Annotated in this window: 17 protein-coding genes and 1 pseudogene; 7 read left to right on the top strand and 11 right to left on the bottom strand. The window is 64.9% G+C overall.

What is annotated here, in order from left to right; translation table 11 throughout:
* Positions 1-97 precede the first annotated feature (97 nt).
* Positions 98-334, top strand: coding sequence for a hypothetical protein (locus SLQ30_RS05015; protein WP_319447659.1), 237 nt, complete (start codon positions 98-100; stop codon positions 332-334).
* A 78-nt stretch (positions 335-412) separates the two neighbouring features.
* Here SLQ30_RS05015 and SLQ30_RS05010 read toward each other — a convergent pair whose 3' ends face one another.
* Positions 413-1,060: a TetR/AcrR family transcriptional regulator gene (locus SLQ30_RS05010; protein WP_319448802.1), complete on the bottom strand. Its 648-nt coding sequence runs from the start codon at positions 1,058-1,060 to the stop codon at positions 413-415.
* Positions 1,061-1,113: 53 nt separating this feature from the next.
* A pseudogene (locus SLQ30_RS05005) lies at positions 1,114-1,866 on the bottom strand (L,D-transpeptidase); the annotation flags it as partial.
* Positions 1,867-2,380: 514 nt separating this feature from the next.
* On the opposite strand from SLQ30_RS05005, the gene SLQ30_RS05000 reads away from it, so the two are divergent.
* Complete coding sequence (locus tag SLQ30_RS05000; RefSeq protein ID WP_319448803.1) at positions 2,381-4,144, top strand: BCCT family transporter; 1,764 nt, start codon at positions 2,381-2,383, stop codon at positions 4,142-4,144.
* Here the strand turns inward: SLQ30_RS05000 and SLQ30_RS04995 are convergent.
* A complete protein-coding gene (locus SLQ30_RS04995; RefSeq protein WP_319448804.1) occupies positions 4,128-4,958 on the bottom strand; it encodes an LLM class F420-dependent oxidoreductase in 831 nt (276 codons plus the stop codon). The genes SLQ30_RS05000 and SLQ30_RS04995 overlap by 17 nt on opposite strands.
* A 165-nt stretch (positions 4,959-5,123) precedes the next feature.
* Here SLQ30_RS04995 and SLQ30_RS04990 point away from each other — a divergent pair, with 165 nt between their 5' ends.
* Both SLQ30_RS04990 and SLQ30_RS04985 read left to right on the top strand, forming a co-directional pair.
* The gene (locus tag SLQ30_RS04990) at positions 5,124-5,411 is read left to right on the top strand and encodes a YiaA/YiaB family inner membrane protein (protein ID WP_319448805.1); all 288 of its coding nucleotides are present in this window, start codon (positions 5,124-5,126) and stop codon (positions 5,409-5,411) included.
* 92 nt (positions 5,412-5,503) lie between these two features.
* On the top strand, positions 5,504-5,932 hold the full coding sequence (locus SLQ30_RS04985; RefSeq protein ID WP_319448806.1) for a hypothetical protein: 429 nt from the start codon (positions 5,504-5,506) through the stop codon (positions 5,930-5,932).
* Between the two features lie 10 nt (positions 5,933-5,942).
* On the opposite strand, the gene SLQ30_RS04980 is transcribed toward SLQ30_RS04985, so the two are convergent.
* Positions 5,943-7,079: a cellulase family glycosylhydrolase gene (locus SLQ30_RS04980; RefSeq protein ID WP_319448807.1), complete on the bottom strand. Its 1,137-nt coding sequence runs from the start codon at positions 7,077-7,079 to the stop codon at positions 5,943-5,945.
* Positions 7,080-7,379: 300 nt separating this feature from the next.
* The gene (locus SLQ30_RS04975; RefSeq protein ID WP_319448808.1) at positions 7,380-8,750 is read right to left on the bottom strand and encodes an MFS transporter; all 1,371 of its coding nucleotides are present in this window, start codon (positions 8,748-8,750) and stop codon (positions 7,380-7,382) included.
* 58 nt (positions 8,751-8,808) lie between these two features.
* Between SLQ30_RS04975 and SLQ30_RS04970 the strand changes: the two genes are divergently transcribed.
* Complete coding sequence (locus SLQ30_RS04970; protein ID WP_319448809.1) at positions 8,809-9,084, top strand: YdeI/OmpD-associated family protein; 276 nt, start codon at positions 8,809-8,811, stop codon at positions 9,082-9,084.
* Positions 9,085-9,095: 11 nt separating this feature from the next.
* Here the strand turns inward: SLQ30_RS04970 and SLQ30_RS04965 are convergent, their stop codons facing one another.
* From SLQ30_RS04965 to SLQ30_RS04950, 4 genes are all read right to left on the bottom strand, one after another.
* Entirely contained in the window at positions 9,096-9,935 is an 840-nt protein-coding gene (locus SLQ30_RS04965) for an SDR family oxidoreductase (RefSeq protein WP_319448810.1), read from the bottom strand.
* Between the two features lie 81 nt (positions 9,936-10,016).
* Positions 10,017-11,432 carry a hypothetical protein gene (locus SLQ30_RS04960; protein WP_319448811.1) on the bottom strand — a complete coding sequence of 472 codons (1,416 nt, stop codon included), beginning with the start codon at positions 11,430-11,432 and terminating at the stop codon, positions 10,017-10,019.
* Between the two features lie 265 nt (positions 11,433-11,697).
* Entirely contained in the window at positions 11,698-12,918 is a 1,221-nt protein-coding gene (locus tag SLQ30_RS04955; protein ID WP_319448812.1) for an MFS transporter, read from the bottom strand.
* Between the two features lie 89 nt (positions 12,919-13,007).
* Positions 13,008-13,877, bottom strand: a complete 870-nt coding sequence (locus tag SLQ30_RS04950) for a LysR family transcriptional regulator (RefSeq protein WP_319448813.1) — start codon at positions 13,875-13,877, stop codon at positions 13,008-13,010.
* A gap of 63 nt (positions 13,878-13,940) precedes the next feature.
* Here SLQ30_RS04950 and SLQ30_RS04945 point away from each other — a divergent pair, with 63 nt between their 5' ends.
* On the top strand, positions 13,941-15,299 hold the full coding sequence (locus SLQ30_RS04945) for an MFS transporter (RefSeq protein ID WP_319448814.1): 1,359 nt from the start codon (positions 13,941-13,943) through the stop codon (positions 15,297-15,299).
* On the opposite strand, the gene SLQ30_RS04940 is transcribed toward SLQ30_RS04945, so the two are convergent.
* A complete protein-coding gene (locus SLQ30_RS04940; RefSeq protein ID WP_319448815.1) occupies positions 15,296-17,035 on the bottom strand; it encodes an AMP-binding protein in 1,740 nt (579 codons plus the stop codon). The genes SLQ30_RS04945 and SLQ30_RS04940 overlap by 4 nt on opposite strands.
* Before the next feature lie 405 nt (positions 17,036-17,440).
* Between SLQ30_RS04940 and pks2 the strand changes: the two genes are divergently transcribed.
* Positions 17,441-23,782: a sulfolipid-1 biosynthesis phthioceranic/hydroxyphthioceranic acid synthase gene (gene pks2, locus SLQ30_RS04935; RefSeq protein WP_319448816.1), complete on the top strand. Its 6,342-nt coding sequence runs from the start codon at positions 17,441-17,443 to the stop codon at positions 23,780-23,782.
* A 17-nt stretch (positions 23,783-23,799) separates the two neighbouring features.
* Here the strand turns inward: pks2 and SLQ30_RS04930 are convergent, their stop codons facing one another.
* Positions 23,800-24,591: a GAP family protein gene (locus SLQ30_RS04930; RefSeq protein ID WP_319448817.1), complete on the bottom strand. Its 792-nt coding sequence runs from the start codon at positions 24,589-24,591 to the stop codon at positions 23,800-23,802.
* Positions 24,592-24,678: the final 87 nt, after the last annotated feature.

Below are 24,678 nucleotides of genomic sequence, written 5' to 3'. Positions count from 1 at the left end.
GTCGCAGTGAATTTGTCTTGACCTTTCACATTATTGGACGATATAGTTCAGTTAGTTTGACCTCGAGTTCCCCCAGCAGAACAGATAGGACTGCAACATGAATCGTCGGCTCACCCGCCGCGTCGCCGCCAGCGTCGGCATCGCTGCCGCTCTCTCGATGGGCGTCCTGACCGCCTGCGGCGGTGGCGAAACCGGAGGCCCGTCGTCCACCACCCCGACCAGCACCAGCGTTTCTCCGACGGAGAAGAGCATCAACCCCACCGGTGGCAACCTCTTCACCCCGCCGGTGAAGGCCCCGCCGGCACCTACCGCCATCCCCGGCACGAACCACTGATTCACGAAACGGACGGGGCGAGCCAGTCATTCGACTGGCCCGCCCCGTCCGTCTTGACCGGTTAGTCCGTTTGACCGGTTAGTCCGCCGAGGTCGCGCCATCGGGTCGAAATGACATGATATGTCCGATCGCAGAATTCAATGCGGTCTGCATGAGCCGCGGATCGTGGGCCGTCTGCGACAGCAGGTAGCCGCCTTCGACTGCCGCAAGCAGTCCGGTGGCCAGCGCAGGTCCGTCGATGTCGGACTTCAAGACTCCGGCATCGCGCATCCGTTCCAGCGCCGCCGCCAGGATCGCTCGCCATTCGGCGAAGTGCTCGGCCAGCGACACCCGGGCTTTGTCGTCGCTGTCGGAAAGTTCCGCCGCCAACGACCCGAGCTCGCAACCCCACAGCCCCCGACGCAGCGTGCACCGCTGCACCATCGCGTCACGCCACTGGTACAGCCCGCGAAATGAATCCACCTTTTCCAGGCGCAGCCGCTGCCACGACAGGATCTCGTCGGCGCGCAACGTGATGACCTCGTACACCAGGTCGGACTTGTCGTCGAAGTGTTGGTAGAACTGCGACTTGCTCGTGGCGCTGGCGGCCAGCACCTCGTCGATGGTCGTGGCGGCCACCCCACGGACGTGCATCAACTCGGCGGCGGCAACCACGATCCGGCTGCGCGTGGCGGCGCCGCGCGACGTCAGCTTGGGCCGCGAAGGGCCGCTGGAATGCGACGGCACGGATCAACTGTAACGCGTCGGTTGGACTGTGGAGTCCAACCGCGTCGTTGGTGCTACCCGTTCGCCCACTGGTCCCACGGGACGCTCCAGTCGCCGTTCTGCCACAGCTGCAATGGTTTGCCTCCGGTGTTGCGCACTTCGACGACGTCGCCGGGGACCGAGAAGTTGTAGAACCAAGAGGCGTTGTCGCGGTTGAGGTTCAGGCAGCCGTGGCTCGTATCGGTGTGGCCCTGCTGGGGCACCGTGGAGTCGAGCTCGTGCATGTACACACCGTCGGTGCTGATGCGCACCGCGTAGGGGATCGACTCCTTGTAGCCCAAGTGAGAGTTGATGGGCAGCCCGTAGGTCGAGGAATCCATGATGACCGGGTTGCTCTTGTCCATCACGGTGTACACCCCCGGCTGAGTCCAAAAGCTGAGCGTGGTGTTTCCCACCTTCTCGGTGCCGCCACGGCCCATCGACGTGGGCATCGTGCGCACGAGCGCACCGCCGTCGTACACGCTGACCTGTTTGGTGGCGTCGTCGGCGATCGACACGTGCGAAGCCCCGATGGTGAACGTCGTCGGCGGATTCTCGAGAGTGACCACCGTGCCGGGCTCGTAGTACTGCGCGGGCCGCCAATGCGCCGTCTGGTCGTTGACCCAGTGCCATGCCCCATCCACTGGGGGCGAGGTGGACACTCCGAGCGCCTGCTCGGCCGCGCGCCGGTCACCGACGGGTCCGTCGAAGTGCGCGATGACGACCGCGCCGATGCCGTAGGTGCCACCGTTCTGGAGTGCCGCACCTGAGGTCGTGCTCAGCGAAACTCCGGGCAGGCCAACGTCGTCGGCGTGAGCGACCGCCCCAGCGCCGACCACCGTCGCAAACAGCACGGCCGTCGCCGAGCATAGGACCATCAGGCTGCGGCATACACCGGCCATTCCGGGACTCCCCTTCAAAGCTCGGCGCTACGAAACATGTCAGTTGCGTCTGGATCGTAGCCAAGTCCGCTGTGTGCTTGCGCCAGGCTCCCTGCGGAGCTTGAGCGCACGGCACGCCCCGTTTGAGAAGGGGTTGGGTCGGACCGTCGAAAATGTCAGAGCCCCATGCCAATTGGATCGTGATAGGCGGTCATTTCTGCCACATGACCTGGTCGCCCGTGTGAAATCTTGTTTGCTTGCCCTCACCGTGGGTACTCCCGGGTCGCATGCGAGGCGACCTCAGGGTTTCCACGTTCATGACGCACTGAGCAAGATCATGTTGTCTAATACGCAACGGATGCGCAGTACGCAACGCCGGCGATGAACCGGACAGCCGGCACATCACATGAGGGATATCGACATGTCGCTTGACACCAGCAATACGCCCGAACGCGCAGCCACGCCGGATTCGACTCCAGCGGCGGCCGAGTCCGGAACCACTGACCCCCACCCGCTGGCACCGATCGTGAACAGGGTCGAACCGGCCGAAGCCCAGCCTCGTCGAGACTGGGTGGTGTTCGGAGTCACCGGCGCGCTGTCGATCGCCTTCGTGGTGTGGGGGTTGATCGACACCCCCAGCCTCGCGACCGTTTCGGCCAACACCAAGGACTCGCTCATCCAGGGGCTGGGTTGGTTCTTCGTGCTCGCCGCGAGCTTCTTCGTGATCTATGTGCTCTGGCTGGCCGCCAGCAAGTACGGGCGCATCCCGCTCGGTGCCGACGACGAACAACCCGAGTTCCGCACGACGTCGTGGATCGCGATGATGTTCAGCGCCGGAATGGGCATCGGCCTGATGTTCTGGGGCGTCGCCGAGCCACTCAACCACTTCGTGACGCCACCACCGGGCACCAGCGCGGCGCAGTCCGACGAGGCGTTCCAGACCGCGATGGCCACCACGATGTTCCATTGGGGACTGCATCCGTGGGCGATCTACGCCGTGGTCGGGCTCGCCATCGGTTACGGCATGTATCGCAAGGGTCGTTCGGGGTTGCTGTCCGCCGCCTTCACTTCGCTCTTCGGCGACCGCGCAAATGGCCCGGCGGGCAAGGTGATCGACATCCTCGCGATCTTCGCGACACTGTTCGGCTCGGCCGCGTCACTCGGCCTCGGCGCGCTGCAGATCGGCGACGGCATGGAGTTCAACGGCTGGGTCGGCACTGCCGGGACGCCGATTCTGGTCGCGATCATCGCGATCCTCACGGTCGCCTTCATTCTGTCCGCGGTGTCGGGCATCGCCCGCGGAATCCAGTGGCTGTCCAACATCAACATGGTGCTCGCACTGATACTCGCGGTGTTCGTGTTCGTCGCTGGCCCAACACTGTTGATTCTCAACCTGATTCCGAGCGCACTGGGCGACTACGTGCGGGACTTCGTGGCGATGAGTACGCGCACCAACGCCAACGGTGACGCTGAACTGGCGGCCTGGCTGTCGGGTTGGACGATCTTCTACTGGGCGTGGTGGGTCTCTTGGACGCCGTTCGTCGGGATGTTCATCGCACGCATCAGCCGCGGACGGACCATCCGTCAGTTCGTCACCGGAGTTCTGCTCGTTCCAACCCTGGTGAGTCTCGTGTGGTTCACGATCTTCGGCGGCTCGGCGATTGACCGTCAGCGCACCGTTGGCGACATGGTCAGTCCCGACGGCAGCGTCGACAGCACCGGAGCACTCTTCAAGCTGCTCGACACGATGCCGCTCACAGGCATCACCACGGTGCTCGTCATGGTGTTGGTGGCAATCTTCTTCGTGTCGGGTGCTGACGCCGCGTCGATCGTCATGGGCTCGCTCTCCGAGCGCGGATCACACGACCCGCGCCGCAGCACCGTCGTCTTCTGGGGCGCGCTGACCGGAGCCGTGGGCGCCATCATGCTGATCATCGGCGGCGGCGGCGACCAAGCGCTCACCGGACTGCAGAACCTCACGATCGTCGCGGCCGTGCCGTTTGTCGTGGTCATGGCGCTGCTATGCGTGGCGCTCTACAAGGACCTGCGCACCGATCGCGTTGTGGCCGTCGACCGCCGCAGCACCGAACTGGTCGAGCGCGCCGTCGTCGCCGGCGCAGGTCAGTACGGTGACGACTTCGACCTGGTGACCGAGGCCCGGACCGAGGTCAGCCGCGATACTTAGCGACTAGCGCGGCGTATTCGTCGAGCAGGCGCAACGTTTCCTCGCGCGGCTTGGTGGGCAACAGGAGTGCCGCCTGGCCGAAGCCCAGCTCTTCGAGCGCACGCCAGTAGTCGGGGTCCTGCGGGGTACCAAATGTCGCCAGCGGCACGTCGTGGCCAAGGCCGTCGCGCATCTGATCGATGCGCTTGCTCAGTTGGTCCGCCGGAAACGGGTTGGCGATCCAGCCCGCATCATGGCGAATCACGCGCTTGACGGTGGCGTCGGAGTTGCCGCCGATGAAGACGGGCGGGTGCGGCTTCTGGACCGGCTTGGGACGGCTGTACGACGGTTCGAAGTCGACGAACTTGCCGTGGTATTCGGCGGGGTCGGTGGTCCACAGTGCCTTGATCGCCTCGATGCGCTCGTCCAGCAGTGCGCCACGCGTCTTCGGATCCGTGCCGTGGTCTTCCAACTCCTCGATGTTCCAACCCGCACCGACGCCGAACACGAATCGGCCGCCCGAGATCAGGTCGATGCTCGCGGCCTCCTTCGCGGTGGTGATCGGATCGCGCTGGATCAGCAGCGCAATTCCTGTGAACAATTCGATCTTCGACGTCACCGCGGCCGCCGCGGCGAGCGTGACGAACGGGTCGAGCGTCTTGTAGTAGATGTCCGGCAACTCGCCACCCATCGGGTAGGCCGACTTCCGGCTCGCCGGAATGTGCGTGTGCTCGGCAATCACCAACGAGGCGAAGTCCCGCTCCTCGATGGCTCGCGCCAACGACACCGGGTCGATGCCGTCGTCGGTAACGAACGTGGAGATCCCGAATTTCATGCGCATGCCTATCTGTTGACGTCCGCGGCCAAGAACGCCCCGTTGCACCAGGCTATTCCTCCGCCCCCAGGCACGGACGGTATCGAACGGGCACATAGGCGCTGTGACAACGGCTTTGGAATTTGAGTAGTTATACGTGGCCGATGTGGCGGCAGAGTGCATCTCATGAACGCATTCAACGAAATCCGCAGAAACACCGCAGCATTCTTCGTTCAGGCCGGCATATCTTTCGGTGTGAGCTTCCTCGGCGCGCTCGGAGGCATCTACTTCCTCCCGCTCGACCCGTGGCAGCGGCTGTTCCTCGGTATGACGGTGCTCTTCCTCGTCGCGAGCTCGTTCACGCTGGCCAAGGTCATTCGCGACCAACAAGAGACAACCACCATCCGAGTCCGCCTCGATGAGGCACGGATGGAAAAGCTGTTTGCCGAACACGACCCGTTCACCACCGCCTGACGCCCACGGATGCTTGACCTTGGGACTGAATGGGTAGAACGCATGAGGACAGCCAACGAAGGCGTCCTGCATCAGGAAGGTGAGTACCGAATATGACCGACCTCCGGATCCCCCGACGTTTCTCGTTCGCTGCGGCAATGACCGCGGCGATTGCCATGAGTTCGTTGACCGTGGCCTGCGGCGGAAGCGATAGCGGCACCTCGACTTCGACGTCCACCTCGACGTCGACGTCGGTTTCGACCACCAGCACCACCACGCCTGCGCCCGTCGAATCCCCGGCTCCCGGCGAACCGTCGACGGTTGCGCCAGGGGCGGGTGCCGGACCCGGCGGAGCTACCGCAGAAGTGCCAGGCGGTACGGGCGCTGGCGCCGGACCCGGTGGGGCCACCGCGAGTGTGCCCGGTGGCGGAGCCGGTGCCGGACCCGGCGGAGCTACCGTGGGCGTACCGGGCGCTGGCGCAGGCGCCGGACCCGGTGGTGCGGGCGCATGCGCGGGTGGCGTCTGCGTTGGAACCCCGTAGTCGCGGCGCTTTAGGTCTGGCCCTGCCCGCTGGTCAGCGAGTGGATCGTCTGGATCTCAACGTCCCGGTAGGCCTGACCGTCGGGCTGAAGCAGATCGTGGAACCACGGCTTCGGAGGTGCCTTGTAGGGGTGCTCCCATGAGTCCCACGGGAAGTACGTCTGCGTCTTTCCGGCGACGAAGCCCCAGTTGTAGGCGCCGACGTTGTGGCGCTTGGCGATGGGAAGGCAGCCCTCGATGGTGCTGCCCAAGGTGCGTGCCAGGTACTCGGTGCAGAGAATCGGTCGGCCCAGCGGCTCGAGTTCGGCGATCCGGTCTTCGAACTCATCGGGTTTCCCGTAGTTGTGGAAGGTGATGACGTCCGAGTTGTCGAGTTGGATTCCGGCGATCTTGCTGCGCTGCGCGGGATCCCAGCTCCCCTGCCAGACACCGCTCGTCAACGGTTGAATCGCGTTCACTGACCGCGCCCACTGGAACACCTGCGGAAGCAGCGCCGCCACCAGGTCTAGCTTGTCCTTCCGCTCCACCTTGCGGTACTGCGGTGCCGGGTTGTCGGGTTCATTCCACAGATCCCAACCCAGCACGCGGTCATCGTTACGGAACTGAGTCATCACTCCGGCGACGTAGTTCTGCATGACGCCGACGTAGTTCGGGTCACCCAGACGCTCGGCGCCGGGGCTCTGCACCCAACCCGAGCTGTGCACACCCGGAACTGGCGCACGTTGCGGACCTAGTCGCGGGTAGGGGTCCCAGCAGGAGTCGAAGAAGACGAACAGTGGTTTGATGCCGCGACTCGCCGCGATGGCGACGAACTGCGCCAGCCGCTGCTGGAAGCCGGCCCGATCCTGAACCCACAGCAGGTCGTGCAGGAAGACCCGCACGGTGTTGAAGCCGATCAACCGGGCGACGCGCAATTCGTCATCGATCCTCCGCGGGTCATATGTGCCCTGCTGAAACATCTCGAGTTGATTGACGGCACTCGCGGGGATGTAGTTCGCACCGACAAGCCAACCGTGCGCCTGGTACCAGGCATTGGCACGCTCGGCCGTCCACCTGCCCGTATCCGCGGCGGCCGCGCTTGGCAACGTGGACAGCGCCGCGCCCGCGGCCAGCAGAAGCGGAAGTTGGAGGGCGGTTCGACGGCGCACTGAGCAACCGTAGTTTTCCTCGCCGGTGACCTCGGGGCCGCGTATCAAATTGGAATCCTTCGGTGTGAGAATCGTTACCCACCGCCAGGAACCTCGGTCACGAAGGAATCACGACGGAACCTCCTGCCGCACAACGTCTTTCGGTACTGGCTGGTCGAGCCAGCGACGCCGTGCGCAGGAGCTTCGGGCCACGGTACGCGCAACTCGACGGCGAGACACCTTTGCCTGGTTAAGCCGGGGTGCTTGCACCCCGTCATATTGACGTCGCCGAAAGTCCCGTGCCATCAAGCCATTCGCCGCTCAGCGGGTGGCCGGCACCGCCCATGCATTACCCTGCTCGCGATCGAGTGCCGTGATGCTCTTGTTCTTCAGCCCGAAGACGTAGACCAGCAAGCTGACGCCGATTATCACCGTGACGTAGAAGATGAACCAGCCCACGTGATGGCCGGACTTGGCGGCCTGGAACAACAGCGGTGCGGTACCGCCGAACACCGAGTTGGCCAGCGCATAGCCCAAACCCACACCGAGCGCCCGGATTTCGGCAGGGAACAGCTCCGCCTTCACGATCGCGTTGACCGAGGTGTACCCGGTGAGAATGACGTAGCCGACGGCCGTCAGCGCAAACGCGACCAGCGGTGAAGTGGCCTGGGGCAGGTAGGTCAGCAAGACATAGGTGTAGAGCACGCCACCGACTCCGAAGAACACCAGCAGCACCTTGCGACCGACCCGGTCACTGATGAGCCCGCCAACAGGCTGCAGCAGCATGAGGAAGATCAGGCCGAGCAGGTTGATCCACGTCGCAGTCAACGCCCGTTCGGAGCCGAAGGCGGACTTGACGATTGCGGGCGCGTTGATGGTGTACGTGTAGAACGCAACCGTGCCGCCCGCAGTGATGAGGAAGACCAGCAGCAGTGGCCGCCAGTGCGTGGTGAACAACGCCTTCAGCGAGCCCGCAGCCCGGTCCTTGCCCTCCCGAATCGCTTCGAGGTACGACTCGCTGAGCGACTCGTCCATCGAACGTCGCAGCCACAGCACCACCAGCGCGGCGACACCACCGATGAAGAAGCCGACCCGCCATCCCCACGCGGTCACCGTCTCGACATCAAGCACGCTCAGCAGGATGAGCAACGTGAACTGCGCGAGCACGTGACCACCGACGAGCGTGACGTATTGGAAGGACGACAGGAAGCCACGTCGATGCGGGGTCGCCGCTTCGGACATGTACGTCGCAGACGTCCCGTACTCCCCGCCCGTGGCGAAGCCCTGCACCAGCCGCGCGATGATCAGGATCACCGCCGCCCAGTTGCCGATGAGCTCGCGAGTCGGCATGACTGCCACCACGAATGAGCAGGTCGACATGACCGTGATGCTGACCATCAGGGCGGAGCGGCGCCCGCGACGGTCGGCGAACCGGCCGAAGAACCAGGACCCCACCGGCCGCATGAGGAAGGTGACCGCGAAGATCGCGTAGATGTACAAGGTCGAATTGGTGTCGGACTTGTCGAAGAACTGCGCTTCGAAGTAGACGGCGAACACCGTGTAGACGTAGACGTCGTACCACTCGACGAGATTTCCCGCCGAGCCCTTCATCGTGTTGAGTACCGCGCGCCTGGTGCTCGTCGGGGCGAGCGTCGGACCGGGCTGGCTGGACGGCGTGTCCGTGTCACTCATTCAGCGACGATAACTGAACATTTCCTGTGTGCGTGGCCGCTTGGAATACCCTGTTCGCATGAGCAGCGCGCGCGTGCCCGGCGGTGTCGTCCACGAACTGCCCCCGGACCTCCGCGAGGCGTTGGGCTCCAACGCGACCGCGTTGGCGGCCTGGAACGACATCACGCCCTTGGCGCGCAACGAGTTCATCTGCTGGGTCACCGACGCCAAACAGGAGGCCACCCGGAAGCGGCGCATTCGCCGCACGCAGGAGGAGTTGGAGGAAGGGAAACGCCGACCCTGCTGCTGGCCGGGCTGCAAACACCGTGAACGCACAGGCGCCAAATCTGGGTGAAGCCGTGCGGCTCAACCCTTTTCGGCAGCAACCCTGGTGCGTTCCTTCATCGAGGCGACGACGCCGCCGTCGTTGAGGATGTCGGTGCCGGTGAGGTACGCGGCCTTGTCACTCGCGCAGAACGCGAACAGCTCGGCCATCTCCTCCGCCTTGCCCCACCGCGGGACCGCGAAGTCGGCGACCATCGCCCCGGCCCCGGCCTCCGCTTCCAGCAAGCCCATCTCGGTGTCGACGGACCCCGGCGAGACCGAGATGATGCGTAGTCCCCGACCGTTGAACCGCTCAGCCTGCGACGAGCTGTACCACCTGACGAAACTCTTGCTCACTGCGTAGGCGAACCCGGACCGCGCCTCCTCGGGCACGATGCTGCAGGCCGCGGTCATGTCGGCCACGAAGGCTGTCTCGTCCTGCAGGGCCTGCGGGAATTGGGCTGTCGGAATCAGTTCCTCGGGCAGCAGGTGGGCCGCCATTGAGGCCACGTTGACGATCGCGGCGCCCTCGCCGACGGACGAGTAGAAGACCTCGTTGACGTGAAGCGTGCCAAGCGCGTTGGTCCTCATGACGTAGTCGGCGTCGCCCATGCTGGGGCTCACCCCGGCGGTGTGGATCACCGCGGCGACCGTGCCGAGTCCTGCGGCGGTCTCGAAGAGCCGGACGACGGCCTGCCGGTCCGTGACGTCGCAGTTGACGATCGTCGGCGTGATGCCGAGCTCCTTCAACGTGACGGCCGCATCGTCGAGCCGGTCCTGCCTGACGTCCGCGAGTACGACGGCGTGGGCTCTGCCAACGATCCTGGCCGTGGCCACCCCCATGCCGCCCGCGCCGCCGGTGATCACCGTTACTGGACTCATGCCTTGGACCGTATACGGGACGGTGTCGCCCTACGCGAGCCGGACCCCCAGCGGTAGCTGAGGGTCCGGCTGCGTTGAGGATTACTCGGAGTCAGATGCCTTGGCGTGCTTCGGCTTCGAATCCGATGCCGTCGATGCCGGCTTGTTGCTCGCGTGACGTCCGCCGGCAGCTGCCTTCTTGAGCCCGTCGCTGACGTTCTTGACCGCTGCCGAGACGCCGTCACTGGCGGCCTTGACGGCGTTCGTGCCGTTGGTGGCCTTGGTCAGGCTGCGCGGCTTCTTGATCGGCTTGGTCGCGACGACGGTGTCGCCGGTGGCCTCGCCGGCAGTCAGCTTGTCAGCCGCTGGGGTCTTGGCGACCTTGGCCGTCGGCACCTTCGGGGTCAGCGCCAGCGTCAGCGTCCGGCCCGTCGAGGCGATGTCGGTCTTGGCGATGTCCGTCTTGGCGATGTCGGTCTTGGCGATGTCGGTCTTGGCGATGTCCGTCGACGCAAGGTCGGTCGACGCACCGAGTGTGATGCCGCTCGGCGTCACGGCCTCCGGTGTGTTGTCGATGGCGGCGGCGATCTTCTTGGGGATCGTGATCAGGAACTGCTGGAGCGGACCGCCGCTGGCGGGCCGGGTGCCCGTGCCCGTGGGCGAGAACAAGCCCGACCATGCTTCGCGCGTATCGCCGTCGTCGTAGTCGAATCCGTTGAGGAATGCGTCGGCGACGACGCCGGGGGTGTTCACCAGCCCGGTCAGTGCGGTCTCCACGTCACCGGCCTGAAGGGCCGTCGTGACCGCCCCGATCGCCCGCGACGCCTCGAACGCCGCGCCGCTGGTCGGCGCGAAGATGGACTGGAAGGCGCCGAACCCCACGGTGCCCGTGGTGAGTGTGACGCCGAGCGCGTCGGCGAAGTTCTGCGCGATCTGCTGCGGGATTCCCGCCGTCGTGGCCGAGCTGAAGATCGATCCGGTGAGAATCGGCAGCACGGTGTTCTGGATGCCAAACAGGACGAGCTTGTTGAAGTTGTCGTAGGCGGTGTTGAAATCCCCGGCCTCGAGCGCGGCCTGGACGTTCGCCAGCAACGTCTGCCCCGGAGCCGATTCCCGGGTCCCGGTCTCCCACCACGTCTGGAACGCGGTGCCTGCGGACTCGAATGCGGTGCCGAACTTGGCTGCGTAGCCCTCCTGGTTTTCCACGATCTGGCTCAGCAACGGGAATGGAGTCGCGCTGTACGCCGTGCCGAGTGCCTCGAGGTTGTTCAACGTGTTGTTGAACAGGCCCGCGTAGACGGTCGACGGATCGTCGGTCACATTTGCCACGAGCTGGACCGCGCGGGCCTGCAACTCCTGGATCGCGGGGATGTTCTGCGTGACGGGCTGCGACGCGATGGCGCCGACCCCGACCACGGCTGCGCCGGCGAGCAGGAACTTGCTCATTCGGCGGGCCGCGGGAGACGGGCCGGGGCTGAAGTCGGCTCCTGACGGGTCGGAAGCTAGGGCGAGTTGCACGGATTCTCCTTTGAAGTGGTCTGCCAGCAAACTCTGGCGAGCAGAACCTAGCTGAGAGAATTCTGAGATGCAATAGGTATGCCTTACCTCATTAAGGTATACCTAAGTAGCTTGGTTAGCTGCGCTTACGTAATCTCGAGCAAGAAGGCCAACTCACAGCGGTATTACCGCAGGTACTTGCCGTTGCACAGACCCAGCAGACGCCGACTTGAGGAAATTGCCACCACCGATATTTATTCGCGACGGGCGTCGGCACGTGGACGACCTACTGCTCGCGCAGGAACGCCCCAGCTGCGGCCGCGGCGATCGCGGCGAGCATCAGAATCGTGCCCGCCACCGCGGGCCAGCCCCGCGCGTCGAAGGCAACCCCTCCGAACCAGCCGATCACGCTCGAGCCGCCGTAGTAGAAGAGGTTGTACAGCGACGAGGCTTGAGCCCTGCCTGCCGGCGCGGACTGGCCCGTCCAACCCGACGCGATGGAGTGCGCGCCGAAGAATCCGACGGTAGCTATCACTAGACCGATGAGTACCGCAATGATGTTGTCGCTCAAGGTGATCGCGACGCCCGCCATCATTACGCCGATCGAGCTCAGCAACACGGGTTTACGGCCGAACCGGGTGGCTTCGGCGCCGGCGCGAGCCGATGCCCAGGTTCCGGCGAGGTAGGCCAGGAACACCAAGCTGACCAGCGATGCGCTCAGGTGGAAGGGCGCTCCGGTCAGGCGGAACCCGAGGAAGTTGTACATCGCCACGAACCCGCCCATCAAGAGGAAGCCCTGGGCGTACAAGGTCAGCTGCCGCCTCGAGTGCAGGTTCACCGATAGCCGGTGCAACAGACTGCCTTCTGGGTTGGCCCCCCGGCGACGGGCCGGGGTGAACCCGCGAGGCTGCGGGGCGAGTTTGACGAAGCTCAGCGCCGCGACGCCGCACAGCGCCGCCACCGCGAACACACCGACGCGCCAACCGGCGAACTCGGCGATCGGGCTCGAGACCAGTCTTCCCATCAGACCGCCGATGGTGGTCCCTGCGACGAACGTGCCTGCCGCCCTTGTCGCGTGGGCAGGCTCGACCTCCTCGGTGAGGTAGGCGACGGCGATCGCGGGCACGCCACCGATCAACAGTCCTTCGACGAGGCGCCCGGCGAGCAGAAGCTGAAACGTCGGGGCGAAAGGTACTAGCAGTCCGACGGCGGTGGCGGCCGTGACGGATACGGATATGGCCTTCACCCGGCCGATGCGGTCAGCCAGCACCGACCACGGGATCACGCCGATCGCAAGGCCGACGGTCGAAGCCGAGATGGTCAGTGCCGCCTTGGCCGCGCCTACATGCAGCTCGGCCGAGATGAGCGGCAGCACCGCCTGCGGCGAGTACAGCTGAGCGAACGTTGCGATGCCCGCGCAGAACAGTGCTGCGAGCAGTCGCACGTAGGCAGCCGAGCCCCGCGCGTGGCCAGCCCACAGCGCTGGCACTGCCTGTTCGATCGACACAGCCCGACGCTAGGACGCGAGTCTTCATGTGTCCAATACATGAATCTGGGTTTAGTCATGCGTGTGACACATCATTGCAGTACGGGCCGTTACGAGTCGCTAAGGAAGTGCACCAAGCGATCTGCGGCCGGGGACAACACCCGAGTGCGATCCCACACCAGCCCCACCTCGCGCTTGGCGCCCGCGTTGGAAAGTGCAATGTGCACGGTCTTCGTCTCACCGCCGTCCGACTGCACCGGGACGACGGCGATCCCGAACCCTGCGGCCACCAGGCCCTCCATGGTGGGAATCTCGGTAGCTTCGAAGACGATCTCGGGATCGAGGTCGTCCTCTGCCCAGAGTTCGGCGGTCAACTGCCGCAGCCCGAACTGTTCGCCGAGTGCGATGAACGGTTCGCCTGCCGCCGCGGACATCCGCACCCTGGTTCGCGTCGCCAGCCGGTGTCCGTGCGGCACGGCCAGGCACAGCCGTTCGACGTGCAGGCGGTGCCAGCCGAAGCCCGACCCCTTCGGTCGCGGCGAGGTGATCGCGATGTCCGACTGGCCACGGCTTACGCGGTCGGTGAGCTCGTGGGCCGGGCCTTGGAACAAGTCGAATCCGATGCCTGGCGCCGTTTCGCGGAAGCGTCGAAGCTGCTCCGGTACATACCAATTCGCCAGTGAATGGAGGAAGGCCAGCCGAACCCGCCCGGTGTCAGGATCGCGCAGCGCGGCGATGCGCTCTTCTGCGGACTGGAGCTCGGCGATGCTGCGCTGCGCATGCTCCAACATGATCTGCCCGTACGCATTGAGCCGCAGACGTCGATTCACCCTGTCGAACAGCTGTGTCCCGGCCTGCTCCTCGAGCCGAGCCAACGCGCGAGACAACGTCGGCTGCGTGATTCCGAGTTCGGCCGCCGCATCGGTGACGTGCTCGGTCTGAGCCAGCACGACGAACCACTGCAGTTCCTCGAGGTGCACCCACTGACGATAGCCAAGCCGCTAGGTTGGCACTGCCTGGAAACGGATGTGGTGGGAGATGGCGTGACGGAATCGGCGGCGGCTTCCTCGGTGCTCGAGCGGCTCCCGGTCAACAGGTGGCACTGGCGACTCGTCGTGCTCGTCGGACTCGGCACGTTCTTCGATCTCTACGAGGTCTTCCTCGGTGGCGTGCTCGCGCCGGTGCTCGGCAAGGAGTTCGGGCTGGGGTCGACGGGCAAGGCTTTGGTCATCGCAGCCGGATTCGCAGGAATGTTCGTCGGGGCCAACGTGCTGTCGATCACGGCGGACCGGCTCGGTCGGCGGCGGGTCTTCATCCTGAATCTGCTGTTGTACTCGTTCTTCTCGCTGGCGGCGGCCTTCTCCCCGAACATCGAGACGTTTCTCGTGCTGCGGTTCCTGGCAGGCATGGGACTCGGCGCGGAATTGGTCCTCGTCGACACCTACCTCGCCGAATTCATGCCGAGCCGCGTGCGCGGACGGATGACGGCGTGGGCCTACACGATCGGCTTCCTCGGGGTGCCGCTGGCGGCGCTGCTCGGCGGAAGGCTGGTCGCGCGTCAGGAATTGTTCGGCATCGAAGGCTGGCGGTGGCTCCTGGTGTTCGGCGCACTCGGTGCGGTGCTGGTGTTGGCGCTGCGCACCCAACTGCCCGAGTCGCCGCGATGGCTGGAGAGCCGCGGCCGTGAGGCCGAGGCGCGCGCGGTCGTCGAGGTCATCGTGGGCAAAGTTGCCCCGGAAACAGTCGTGCCTGCGGGCGCCAGTGCGTCCGACGACGACGCCCCCAGCGTCGGTGAGGTGTTGCGAATTGCGTTCCGGGACTACCGGTCACGCAGCGTCATGCTGGTGATCTTTCAGGTGCTGCAGACCGTGGCCTACTACGGCTTCGCGGTGCTCGCCCCACTGGTGCTGGTTGGCAAGGGATTCACCGTCACGGAGTCGCTGGGCTATGCGGCCCTGAGCTTCGCGGGCTACCCGCTAGGTTCCCTGGTGTCGGTTCCGCTGGTCGAACGGTTCGAGCGCAAGTACCTGATCATCGCCTCGGCGCTCGGCATCGCTGTGTTCGGCATCCTTTTCGCTGCGGCCGAGCAGGTCGCGGTGATCGTCGTCTCCGGCTTCCTGCTCACCGCGATCTCGAACGTGTTCTCCAATGCGTTCCACATCTACCAGGCCGAGATCTTCCCGACCGCGATCCGCACCACCGCAAGTGGAATCGCCTATTCGCTGTCTCGCGCGACCTCGACCGTGATGCCCTTCATCGCCGTGCCTGCGCTGGCAGCACTGGGTCCCGTGGCGGTGTTCTCCGGGTCAGCGGTGCTTATCGTCCTGTTGTGCCTCGACGTCGCCCTACTCGGCCCCCGTAGCACGGGCCTCAAGTTGGAGCAGGTGCAGCGGATTGCCTAAGCGTCCACCCGGGCGAACTGACCGTGGCGGTACTGCTCGACACACGCTGATCGCCTGACCTTGCCGCTCGTGGTGACCGGGATCGAACCAGGCGGCACCAGAACCAGATCCGCGACACTGAGCCCGTGCGAGTTGGAGATCGCCGAGGTCACTTCACGCTTGACGAGGGTGAGTTTGTCCGCTGCCTCCTCGTCGGAGGCGCCCCGTTTCCTGACTTCGATGATCACCACGAGCTTTTCGGTCTGACTGTCCGGAACCGCGATCGCGGCGCACCGGCCCAGGGTGACCTCCTGGACGGTCGCCTCGATGTCGTCCGGAGAATGGTTGCGCCCGTACACGATCAAGAGATCCTTGATGCGCCCGATGATGAACAACTCGCCATCGAAGGTGAATCCCGAGTCACCGGTACGCAGCCAAGGCCCCTCGGGTGTACCAGTCGCCGGACCGACGATCTTTGCACCAAACGTCTTTTCGGACTCATCAGGCTTCTGCCAATAGCCCATCGCGACGTTGTTCCCGTGCACCCAGATCTCTCCGACGGTCCCCGCCGGGCATTCGATTTGTGTCTCGGGATCAACGATGCGGACTGTCGGCGACTCCGGCATTCCGTAGCTGACCAGTGGTGTGCCAGGTCCGCTTTCAGAGCGCTCTGCCTTACCAGCGGCCAGTTTCTCGGCGTCGAACCGCACGATGACCGGAGGGCTAACCGCTGCACGGGTCGACACGTAAATCGTTGCTTCGGCAAGTCCATACGACGGCCGGATGACCTCTTCGCGCAGGTTGAAGGCAGCGAACCGCTGAGTGAAGCGCCGCAGCGTCGCCGGATTCACGCGTTCACTGCCGGTGGCGATGACGATCACATCCGCGAGATCAAGCCCGGCCATGTCGTCGTCCGATGTCTTTTTCACCGCTAATTCGAAGGCAAAGTTCGGTCCTGCCGTGTACGACTTGCTATTGCTTGCTGTCAATTGCATCCAACGGGCCGGCCGCTGCAAGAATGCCATCGGGCTCGTGAGCACAGCCGGAATTCCCAATAGTACGGGCGCGCAAATTCCCAGGTACAAACCCATGTCGTGATAAAACGGCAGCCACGACACAATAGTGCTGCCTGGTGGGGGAACTTTTCCCCACGGCGCAAAGAAGTCGGACGCCCATTGTTCGAAATTGGTGATGATGTTTTCGTGCGACATCACGACGCCCGCCGGCTCGCGGGTCGACCCGGACGTGTACTGCAAATACGCGATGCTGGCGTCGTCCTCGCCCCCAGCACCGGATCGCGTCGGTGCGTCAAGATCCAGCAAATCAACTTCAACGATCGACGGAGCAGCTCCACCCGCCTCCGATTGAACGTACTCAGCGACCGTGCCTGCGACAGCGGACGTTGTGAGAATGACCGAAGGCGATGCGTCCTTCAGCACCGAACTGACACGCTCATCGCTGACGCCACCTTGTGGGACCGCAAGCGGAACCGCGATGTGTCCTGCCTGCAACGCCCCGAAAAACGCCACGATGTAGTCCAGCCCCTGTGGGGCCGATATCAGCGCCCTGTCACCGGTCGCCCCGCGTTGCTCGAGCTCTCGTGCAAGGTTGCGCGTTCGCCGATACAGCTGCGACCAAGTCAGGCTTTCGGCAACGCCGTTCCAGTCCTTGTCATAGTCAACGAACGTGAATGCCGTGTCATTGGGCTGCAAACTGGCGCGCTCGCGCAGCACGGTGGAAACGGAGGTCTCAGTCACGTGGATCACGGTACCGCTACAGTCGCCGCTGCACTGCGGAAAACTCGCCTTGTGAGCCGCCGCGATGCGGGTAGGGTCTATTCGATGGCAGGACCAGCCCGCGCACTACGCCCGCGAATGCCAGCGTCCGCCAGGCGATCCGGCCATGGCTCCCACGTTGCAGTAACTCCCAGCAAACCCATCGACTTGGTGTCGCCACGCCGATGGATTGTGCGGATCCCGAGACAACTCGGCCTGCGCGCAATTAACGTTGCTGATCGCAACTGCTTGCTGGCGGGCGCCAGAACAGCCAAAATCGATTGGCCCGACATCGACGTCGGTCTTCTGGTCACCGTTACAAGCACGGGGGATTGACCTCTACTACTCACTGCGGCTCGGCCGCAACAACGTTGACAAGGGGCAGAAATGGCTTCAAACGAGACCGGCGAAAAATTCCTGCCCGGGCCGGAGTCCGCCGTTGCTACACACACGAACGGCACCGATGTCGTCACTCCAATCGCCGTGATCGGAATGTCTTGCCGACTTCCTGGTGGAATCGACTCTCCTGAACTGCTATGGGACGCGTTGCTGCGTGGCGACGACTTGGTCACCGAAATTCCGTCCGACCGCTGGGACGCCGACGACTACTACGACCCCGAGCCAGGGGTGCCCGGTCGGTCGGTGTCGAAGTGGGGTGCGTTCCTCGACGACGTTGCGGGCTTCGATTCCGAGTTCTTCGGGATGGGCGAGCGCGAAGCCACCTTGAGCGACCCGCAGCACAGACTGTTACTCGAGACCTCCTGGGAGGCGATGGAACACGCCGGCCTCAGCCGAGATCGGCTGGCCGACACGCTGACTGGCGTGTTCGTCGGGCTCACGCACAACGATTACCAGCTGCTGGCCGCGGATGCGGGCGCCGTGGAGAAGCCGTACGGCTTCATCGCCAACAGCTTCAGCTTGGCGTCAGGGCGGATTGCCTACGCCCTCGGTCTTCACGGTCCCGCGCTCACGGTGGACACCGCGTGCTCCTCTGGCCTGATGGCCGTGCACCTGGCGTGCCGGAGTCTGCACGAGGGCGAAAGCGACGTTGCCATGGCCGGAGGCGCCGCCGTCGCATTGGACCCACGCAAGTGGGCCGCAGGGTCAGCCGAGGGCATGCTCTCTCCCACCGGACGCTGCCACGCCTTCGACGCCGACGCGGACGGGTTCGTGGCAGGCGAGGGCTGTGCCGTGGTGTTGCTCAAACGACTGTCGGATGCGCAGCGAGACGGTGACCGGATCTTGGCGGTCATTCGTGGCACGGCCGCAAACCAAGACGGCCGGACCGTGAACATTGCGACACCGTCGCAGCCAGCGCAGGTCGCGGCTTATCGGGCGGCGTTGGTTGCGGCGGGCGTCGACGGGAAGAGCGTGGGCATGGTCGAGGCCCACGGCACCGGCACCCCGACCGGCGACCCGATCGAATATGCCAGTCTGGCAGAGGTTTACGGCCTTGACGGACCCTGCGCGCTGGCATCGTCGAAGACCAACTTCGGACACACGCAGTCGGCCTCCGGTGCGCTGGGGCTGGTGAAGGCGGTGCTTTCGCTGCAGGGCGGCGTCGTTCCACAGAACCTTCACTTCGCGCGATTGCCCGATGCGATGGCCGAGATCGATACCCAACTCTTTGTGCCACAAGACAATACGCCGTGGCCGATCGACGGCCCCGCACCCAGGAGGGCGGCCGTATCGTCATACGGGGTGTCGGGGACCAATGTGCACGCCATCTTGGAGCAAGCTCCCGAGAGCACCGAAGGCGGCGCGCACCGCGCCGAGGCCGACCCGTCGTCGACGCCTTTACTGTTTCCGCTGTCGTCCACATCGGCTGACGAGCTGCGCAACACTGCGGGTCGGATGGCTGACTGGCTGACGACCCACGAGGACGTGGCGTTGTCGGACCTGGCCTACACCCTGGCCCGCCGACGAGCGCACCGACCAGTCCGTACCGCCGTCATTGCGAACAACGCCTCAGACCTCGTCGAGGGTTTGCGCGCGGTCGCCGACGGTGACGCCCCTTACGAACCCGCGGCCGGGCGCGACGATCGCGGCCCGGTGTGGGTTTTCTCCGGCCAGGGTTCGCAGTGGGCAAGGATGGGTGCAGACCTGCTGGCGACCGAACCTGTGTTCGCCGCAATCGTCGCGCAAGCCGAGCCCATTGTCGCTGAGGAGTCAGGCTTTTCGGTGACCGAGGCGATGACGGCGCAACAGACCGTCACCGGTCAGGATCAGGTGCAGCCGACGCTGTTCACCATGCAGGTCGCCATGGCCGCCACCTTGAAGGCACACGGCGTCGTGCCAGGGGCGGTGATCGGGCACTCACTCGGCGAGGCCGCGGCAGCTGTCGTCGCGGGCGGGCTCTCGTTGGAAGACGGGCTGCGTGTCATCTGCCGTCGCTCCCGGCTGATGTCCAAGGTGGCCGGTAATGGTGCTACTGCATCGGTGGAATTGCCTGCCCAGCAGGTGCTTTCGGAACTCACTGCGCGCGGCATCAAGGACGTCGTGGTGGCCGTGGTGGCCTCCCCGCAATCCACCGTCGTCGCCGGTTCCGCCGAAACCGTTCGCGAACTGGTGCTGGCGTGGGAAGAGCGTGACGTGATGGCCCGCGAGGTCCCCACCGACGTGGCCTTCCATTCGCCGCAAGTCGATCCGATCCTGCCCGAGCTGAAGGACCTGCTCAAGGACATCAAGCCGTTGACGCCGGAGATTCCCTTCTACTCGGCGACGCTCTTCGACCCTCGCGAGGAACCCACATTCAATGGCCGCTACTGGGCCGACAACTGCCGACGCATGGTGCGGTTCGCCACGGCGGTACAAGCCGCTCTGGAAGACGGCTACCGAGTCTTCGCCGAACTGTCACCACACCCGCTCGTAGTCCGCGCGCTCAAGCAGACCGCCGAGAGCGTCGATGTGCCGTTGGCTGCGCTGGCCGGTATGCGCCGCGAACAAGAGCTCCCCCATGGACTGCGCGGCTTCGTGGCCGACGTTCACAGTGCCGGTGCTGTCGTCGACTTCTCCGTGCTCTATCCCGATGGCCGACTGGTCGATGCCCCGCTGCCGTCCTGGACCCATCGCCAGCACTGGCTCAGCGGCGGCGGGAATCAGGACTCCGCAACGCACGGCGCGCGCATCGTCTCGGTACATCCGCTGCTGGGTTCACACGTGCACCTGCAGGAGGAACCGGAGCGTCACGTGTGGCAAGGCGAAGTCGGCACCGCCGATCAACCGTGGCTGGACGATCATCAGGTCCGCAACGTGGCCGTGCTTCCTGGGGCTGCCTACTGCGAGATGGCGCTGGCGGCCGCACACACTGTGCTCGGTGAGGGCGCTGCGGTCCGCGACATCCTGTTCGAAAGTGCGCTGCTCCTGGACGAGCAGACCACGATCGCCGCCTCGGCGTCTTTGTCAGCGCCGGGCATCGTGGACTTCACGGTGGAGACGACGCTGGAGGGTGAGCAGACGCGACAGGCTTCCGCGGTTCTGTATGCCGCGGACAGCGAGCCGCCTCCTGCCTTCGACATGCCCGAGTTGCTCGCCGCGCATTCCGGTCAGGAAGACGGCGACGACGTGCGCAAGCGCATGGACGAGCGTGGCATGCAGTACGGTCCGGCATTCTCCGGTCTCGGCGTCGTGCACACCGGCGACGAGACGACGGACACCGTGCTGGCCGAGGTCGCGCTTCCTCGCCAGATCCGTTCGCAACAAGATGCTTACGGAGTGCATCCGGCGCTGTTGGATGCGTGCTTCCAGTCCATCGAAGCTCATCCGACGGTCCGGGGTCTGGGTGAAGGTGCCCTCGGTTTGCCCTTGGGTATCGGTCGACTCACCTCGTACGGTGCGGTCCGCAACGCCCAGTACTGCTACGCGCGAGTGACGAAGGCCGACCTGTCGGGAGTCGAGGCAGACATCGACGTGCTCGATGAGCATGGGTCGGTCTTGCTCGCAGTACGCGGCCTGCGAATGGGTGCCGGGGTCTCCGAGGAGGGCCAGCAAGATCGGGTGCTCGCGGCGCGGTTGCTGACCGTTGAATGGCGTCAGCGTGAATTGCCCGACGTGGAGTACGCCGATGGCGGTTCCTGGCTGTTGATCACCACCGCTCCTACCGCTGACGCTGTCACCAGCACGTTGGCCGAAGCGCTCAAAAACCGTGGCGCACAATGCACCACGATTAACTGGCCTCAGGAGGCCGACTCCAGCGCCGCCTCAGACGAGCTGGCTAATCACCTGCGCACCGGCGGCTTGAACGGAGTGGTGATCGTCACCGGTCCGAAGAGCGGCCGCACCGAGGACCTGGAGCCGTCACTGGGCTGCGAAAACGTACAGCATCTGGTGCGGATCGCCCGCGCATTGCCGGACGCTCCCGGCGAGCCGCCCCGGCTCTATGTCGTCACCCGCGGTGCACAGTCGGTGGTGACCGGCGACCAGCTCAACTTGGAGCAGGGTGGCCTACGTGGGCTGGTGCGGGTGATCGGCACCGAACACCCGCATATTCGCGCCACCCAAATCGACGTGGATGAAGCGGATAACGGCGAGCACTTGGCGCAGCAGCTGCTCAGCGGTTCCGAAGAGGACGAAACCGCTTGGCGGAACGGCCAGTTGCACGTCGCACGGTTGTCCCCTGCTCCATTGCTTCCCGAGGAGCGTCGGACCGCCACCGCCAATCTCGAGGACGCGAGTGTACGCCTCAACATCCGGACACCTGGTGATCTTCAGTCGGCGGAACTCGTTGCGTGCGACCGTGTTCCGCCAGGACCGGGACAGATCGAGGTCGCAGTCAATGCCTCCAGCATCAACTTCGCAGACGTGCTGGTCGCGTTCGGTCGCTATCCCGCCTTCGATGGGAAGCTGCCGCAGCTGGGCATCGACTTCGCCGGGGTGGTCACCGCGGTCGGACCGGAGGTGTCCCACCTCAAGGTCGGCGACCACGTCGGCGGCCTGTCCGCTGACGGCTGCTGGGGCACGTTCATCACGTGTGACGCCAACCTGGCGGTCACCTTGCCGGTCGGGCTCGGCGACGTACAGGCGGCCGCGCTGACCATCGCGACCGCAACCGCCTGGTACGGGCTCAACGACATGGCTCGCATCATGGCCAATGACAAGGTGCTGATCCACTCCGGCACCGGCGGTGTCGGCCAGGCGGCGATCGCCATCGCACACGCCGCAGGCGCAGAGATCTTCGCCACCGCCGGAAGCGAGCAGCGTCGACAGATACTGCGCGACATGGGAATCCAGCATGTTTACGACTCCCGCAGCACCGACTTCGCCGAGCAGATTCGCAATGACACCGATGGTTACGGCGTAGACGTCGTGCTGAATTCCGTGACCGGGGCGGCGCAACGCGCCGGCCTGGAATTGCTGGCATTCGGCGGACGCTTCGTCGAAATCGGCAAGCGTGACATCTACGGCGACACCCGGCTGGGGCTGTACCCGTTCCGGCGCAACCTTTCGTTCTATGCGGTCGACCTGGCGTTGATGTCGGTCAGCCATCCAGAGCGCATCCGGGATTTGTTGAAGACGGTCTACCAGCTGACCGCGAGTGGCTCGCTGCCGATGCCGGAATGCACGCGCTACCCGCTTGCAGACGCTGCGACCGCGATCCGGGTGATGAGCGGGGCCCAGCACACCGGCAAACTCGTACTGGAGATACCCCACACCGGGGCCAGTCGCGTGGTGGTGCCCCCGGCACTGGTTCCCGCCTTCTCGTCCGACGGTGCCTACCTCGTCACCGGCGGCCTGGGTGGACTGGGATTGTTCCTCGGGCAGAAGCTGGCCGAGGCGGGCTGCGGGCGGATCGTGTTGTCATCACGCTCGGAGCCGTCGCCGGAGGCGCTGGAGGCGATCGTGCGCATGCGCGCGGCCGGTGCCGACGTGGTGGTGGAGCTCGGTGACATCACCGAGCGCAGCACCGCGCAGAAGTTGGTGGCCAGCGCGACCGCTACCGGGCTTCCGTTGCGTGGCGTGCTGCATCTTGCGGCGGTCATCGAAGACGCCACACTTACCAGCATCACCGACGAACTCGTTGAGCGGGACTGGGCGCCAAAGGTTTACGGTGCGTGGAACTTGCACTCGGCGACCGCCGAGCAACCGTTGGACTGGTTCTGCTCGTTCTCCTCGGCGGCCGCTCTGGTGGGCTCGCCCGGACAGGGTGCTTACGCCGCGGCCAACAGCTGGCTGGACGCGTTCACACTGTGGCGGCGCACGAAGGGCCTCCCAGCCACCGCGATCGCGTTCGGCGCCTGGGGGGAGATCGGGCGGGGAACCGCCTTGGCAGAGGGCGCCGGTGTGGCCATCCTGCCCGACGAGGGCGCCTATGCGTTCGAGACGTTGTTGCGCTACGACCGCGCCTACACGGGGTATGCGCCAATCACTGGCGCACCATGGATGACCGCGTTCGCTCAGCACAGCCCGTTCGCCGAGGGGTTCCGCGCTTCGGCGCAAAACGCATCGGGGACAAGCAAATTCCGTGCGGAGCTCGACGAACTGCCGCAGGAAGAGTGGCCCGTCCGGCTACGGCGGCTGATCTCGGACCAGGTCGGTCTGATTCTGCGTCGCAGTGTCGATCCCGACCGTCCGCTCGCCGAATACGGCATGGACTCGTTGGGCGCCTTGGAGTTGCGTACCCGGATCGAGAGCGAGACGGGAATACGCATCAGCCCTAAGGACATGACGACGACGGTTCGTGACCTGGCGGGAATGCTGGTCGAGGAGCTCACGCCGGTGGAGGCCGCCTGACGGATTCGTCGGAGTCCTCAGGCGACGCCGAGGCCCTGGCTCAGCATCGCGACGCCGACTACCGCCAACATGGCCACCAGGAGCTTGCGACCGTGAGCCAGGGTCCAGTCGTGTAGCACCTGAATGACCTTGTAAGTCTTCGCTGGCGTCACGAGACGGCTGATGAGTGTGATCTCGACGATCGCAAGCATCACGAAGACGAACATGATCGCGGCACCGAATTGCGCGGCAACCGCGGCTCCTGAGGGCACGATGATGGCGAGTACGTAAATGGCCCCGTCGATACCCGGGCCCGTGTAGAGCCCGATCACGAACGAAACCCACAGTGCTCCGTTCTCCCACGCGTTGCGGCCGCGTCTTAGCAGCCGCCGGATGGCAGATCCGTCCGCCGCCGGCTTGTCCTCCACCTGCAGGGACGCACCAGTCGGCGAGTCCGAGTCCACCGCCATGGCCGATGTGTCGTCAGGTTTCGCCTGCTTCGACCGGCGGCGCGTCGTCAAGGAGCGCAGCGCTATCACCGTGGCGCTCAACAGAATGAGCACACCCAAGCCGATCTGAACGTGCCGGGTGGTTGAGCTCGCGCCCGTGTTCGGGGTAGCCAAGTCGTTCGCAAAAGAGCCCAAAAGCGGTGTGGCGTGCAATAAGAACAGCGGAAGGAGTAGAAGGAGCACGCTCGCGATCAAGCAGCCGATCCAGTAGACGAATAAATTCTGCATGGGCCGTGGCCTGGAGATCACCAGAAGCGTTATGCCGAGACGCACGGGATTGAACCCCGACAGAAGCGCCACGACCAGCATTGTGCTCCACACGGTAGGAAGATTACCCCGTTATCCTTGGTCTATTCGCTCACGTCGAAGCTACTGCCTCGATTGTTGAGCCACTTCCGATCTGTTCTG

Origin of the sequence: Mycobacterium sp. RTGN4 (assembly GCF_033804635.1) — a bacterium.
Taxonomy (GTDB): Bacteria; Actinomycetota; Actinomycetes; order Mycobacteriales; family Mycobacteriaceae; genus Mycobacterium.
Note: the sequence above shows the minus strand (reverse complement) of the source record. Positions and strands in the feature narration are given on the sequence as shown.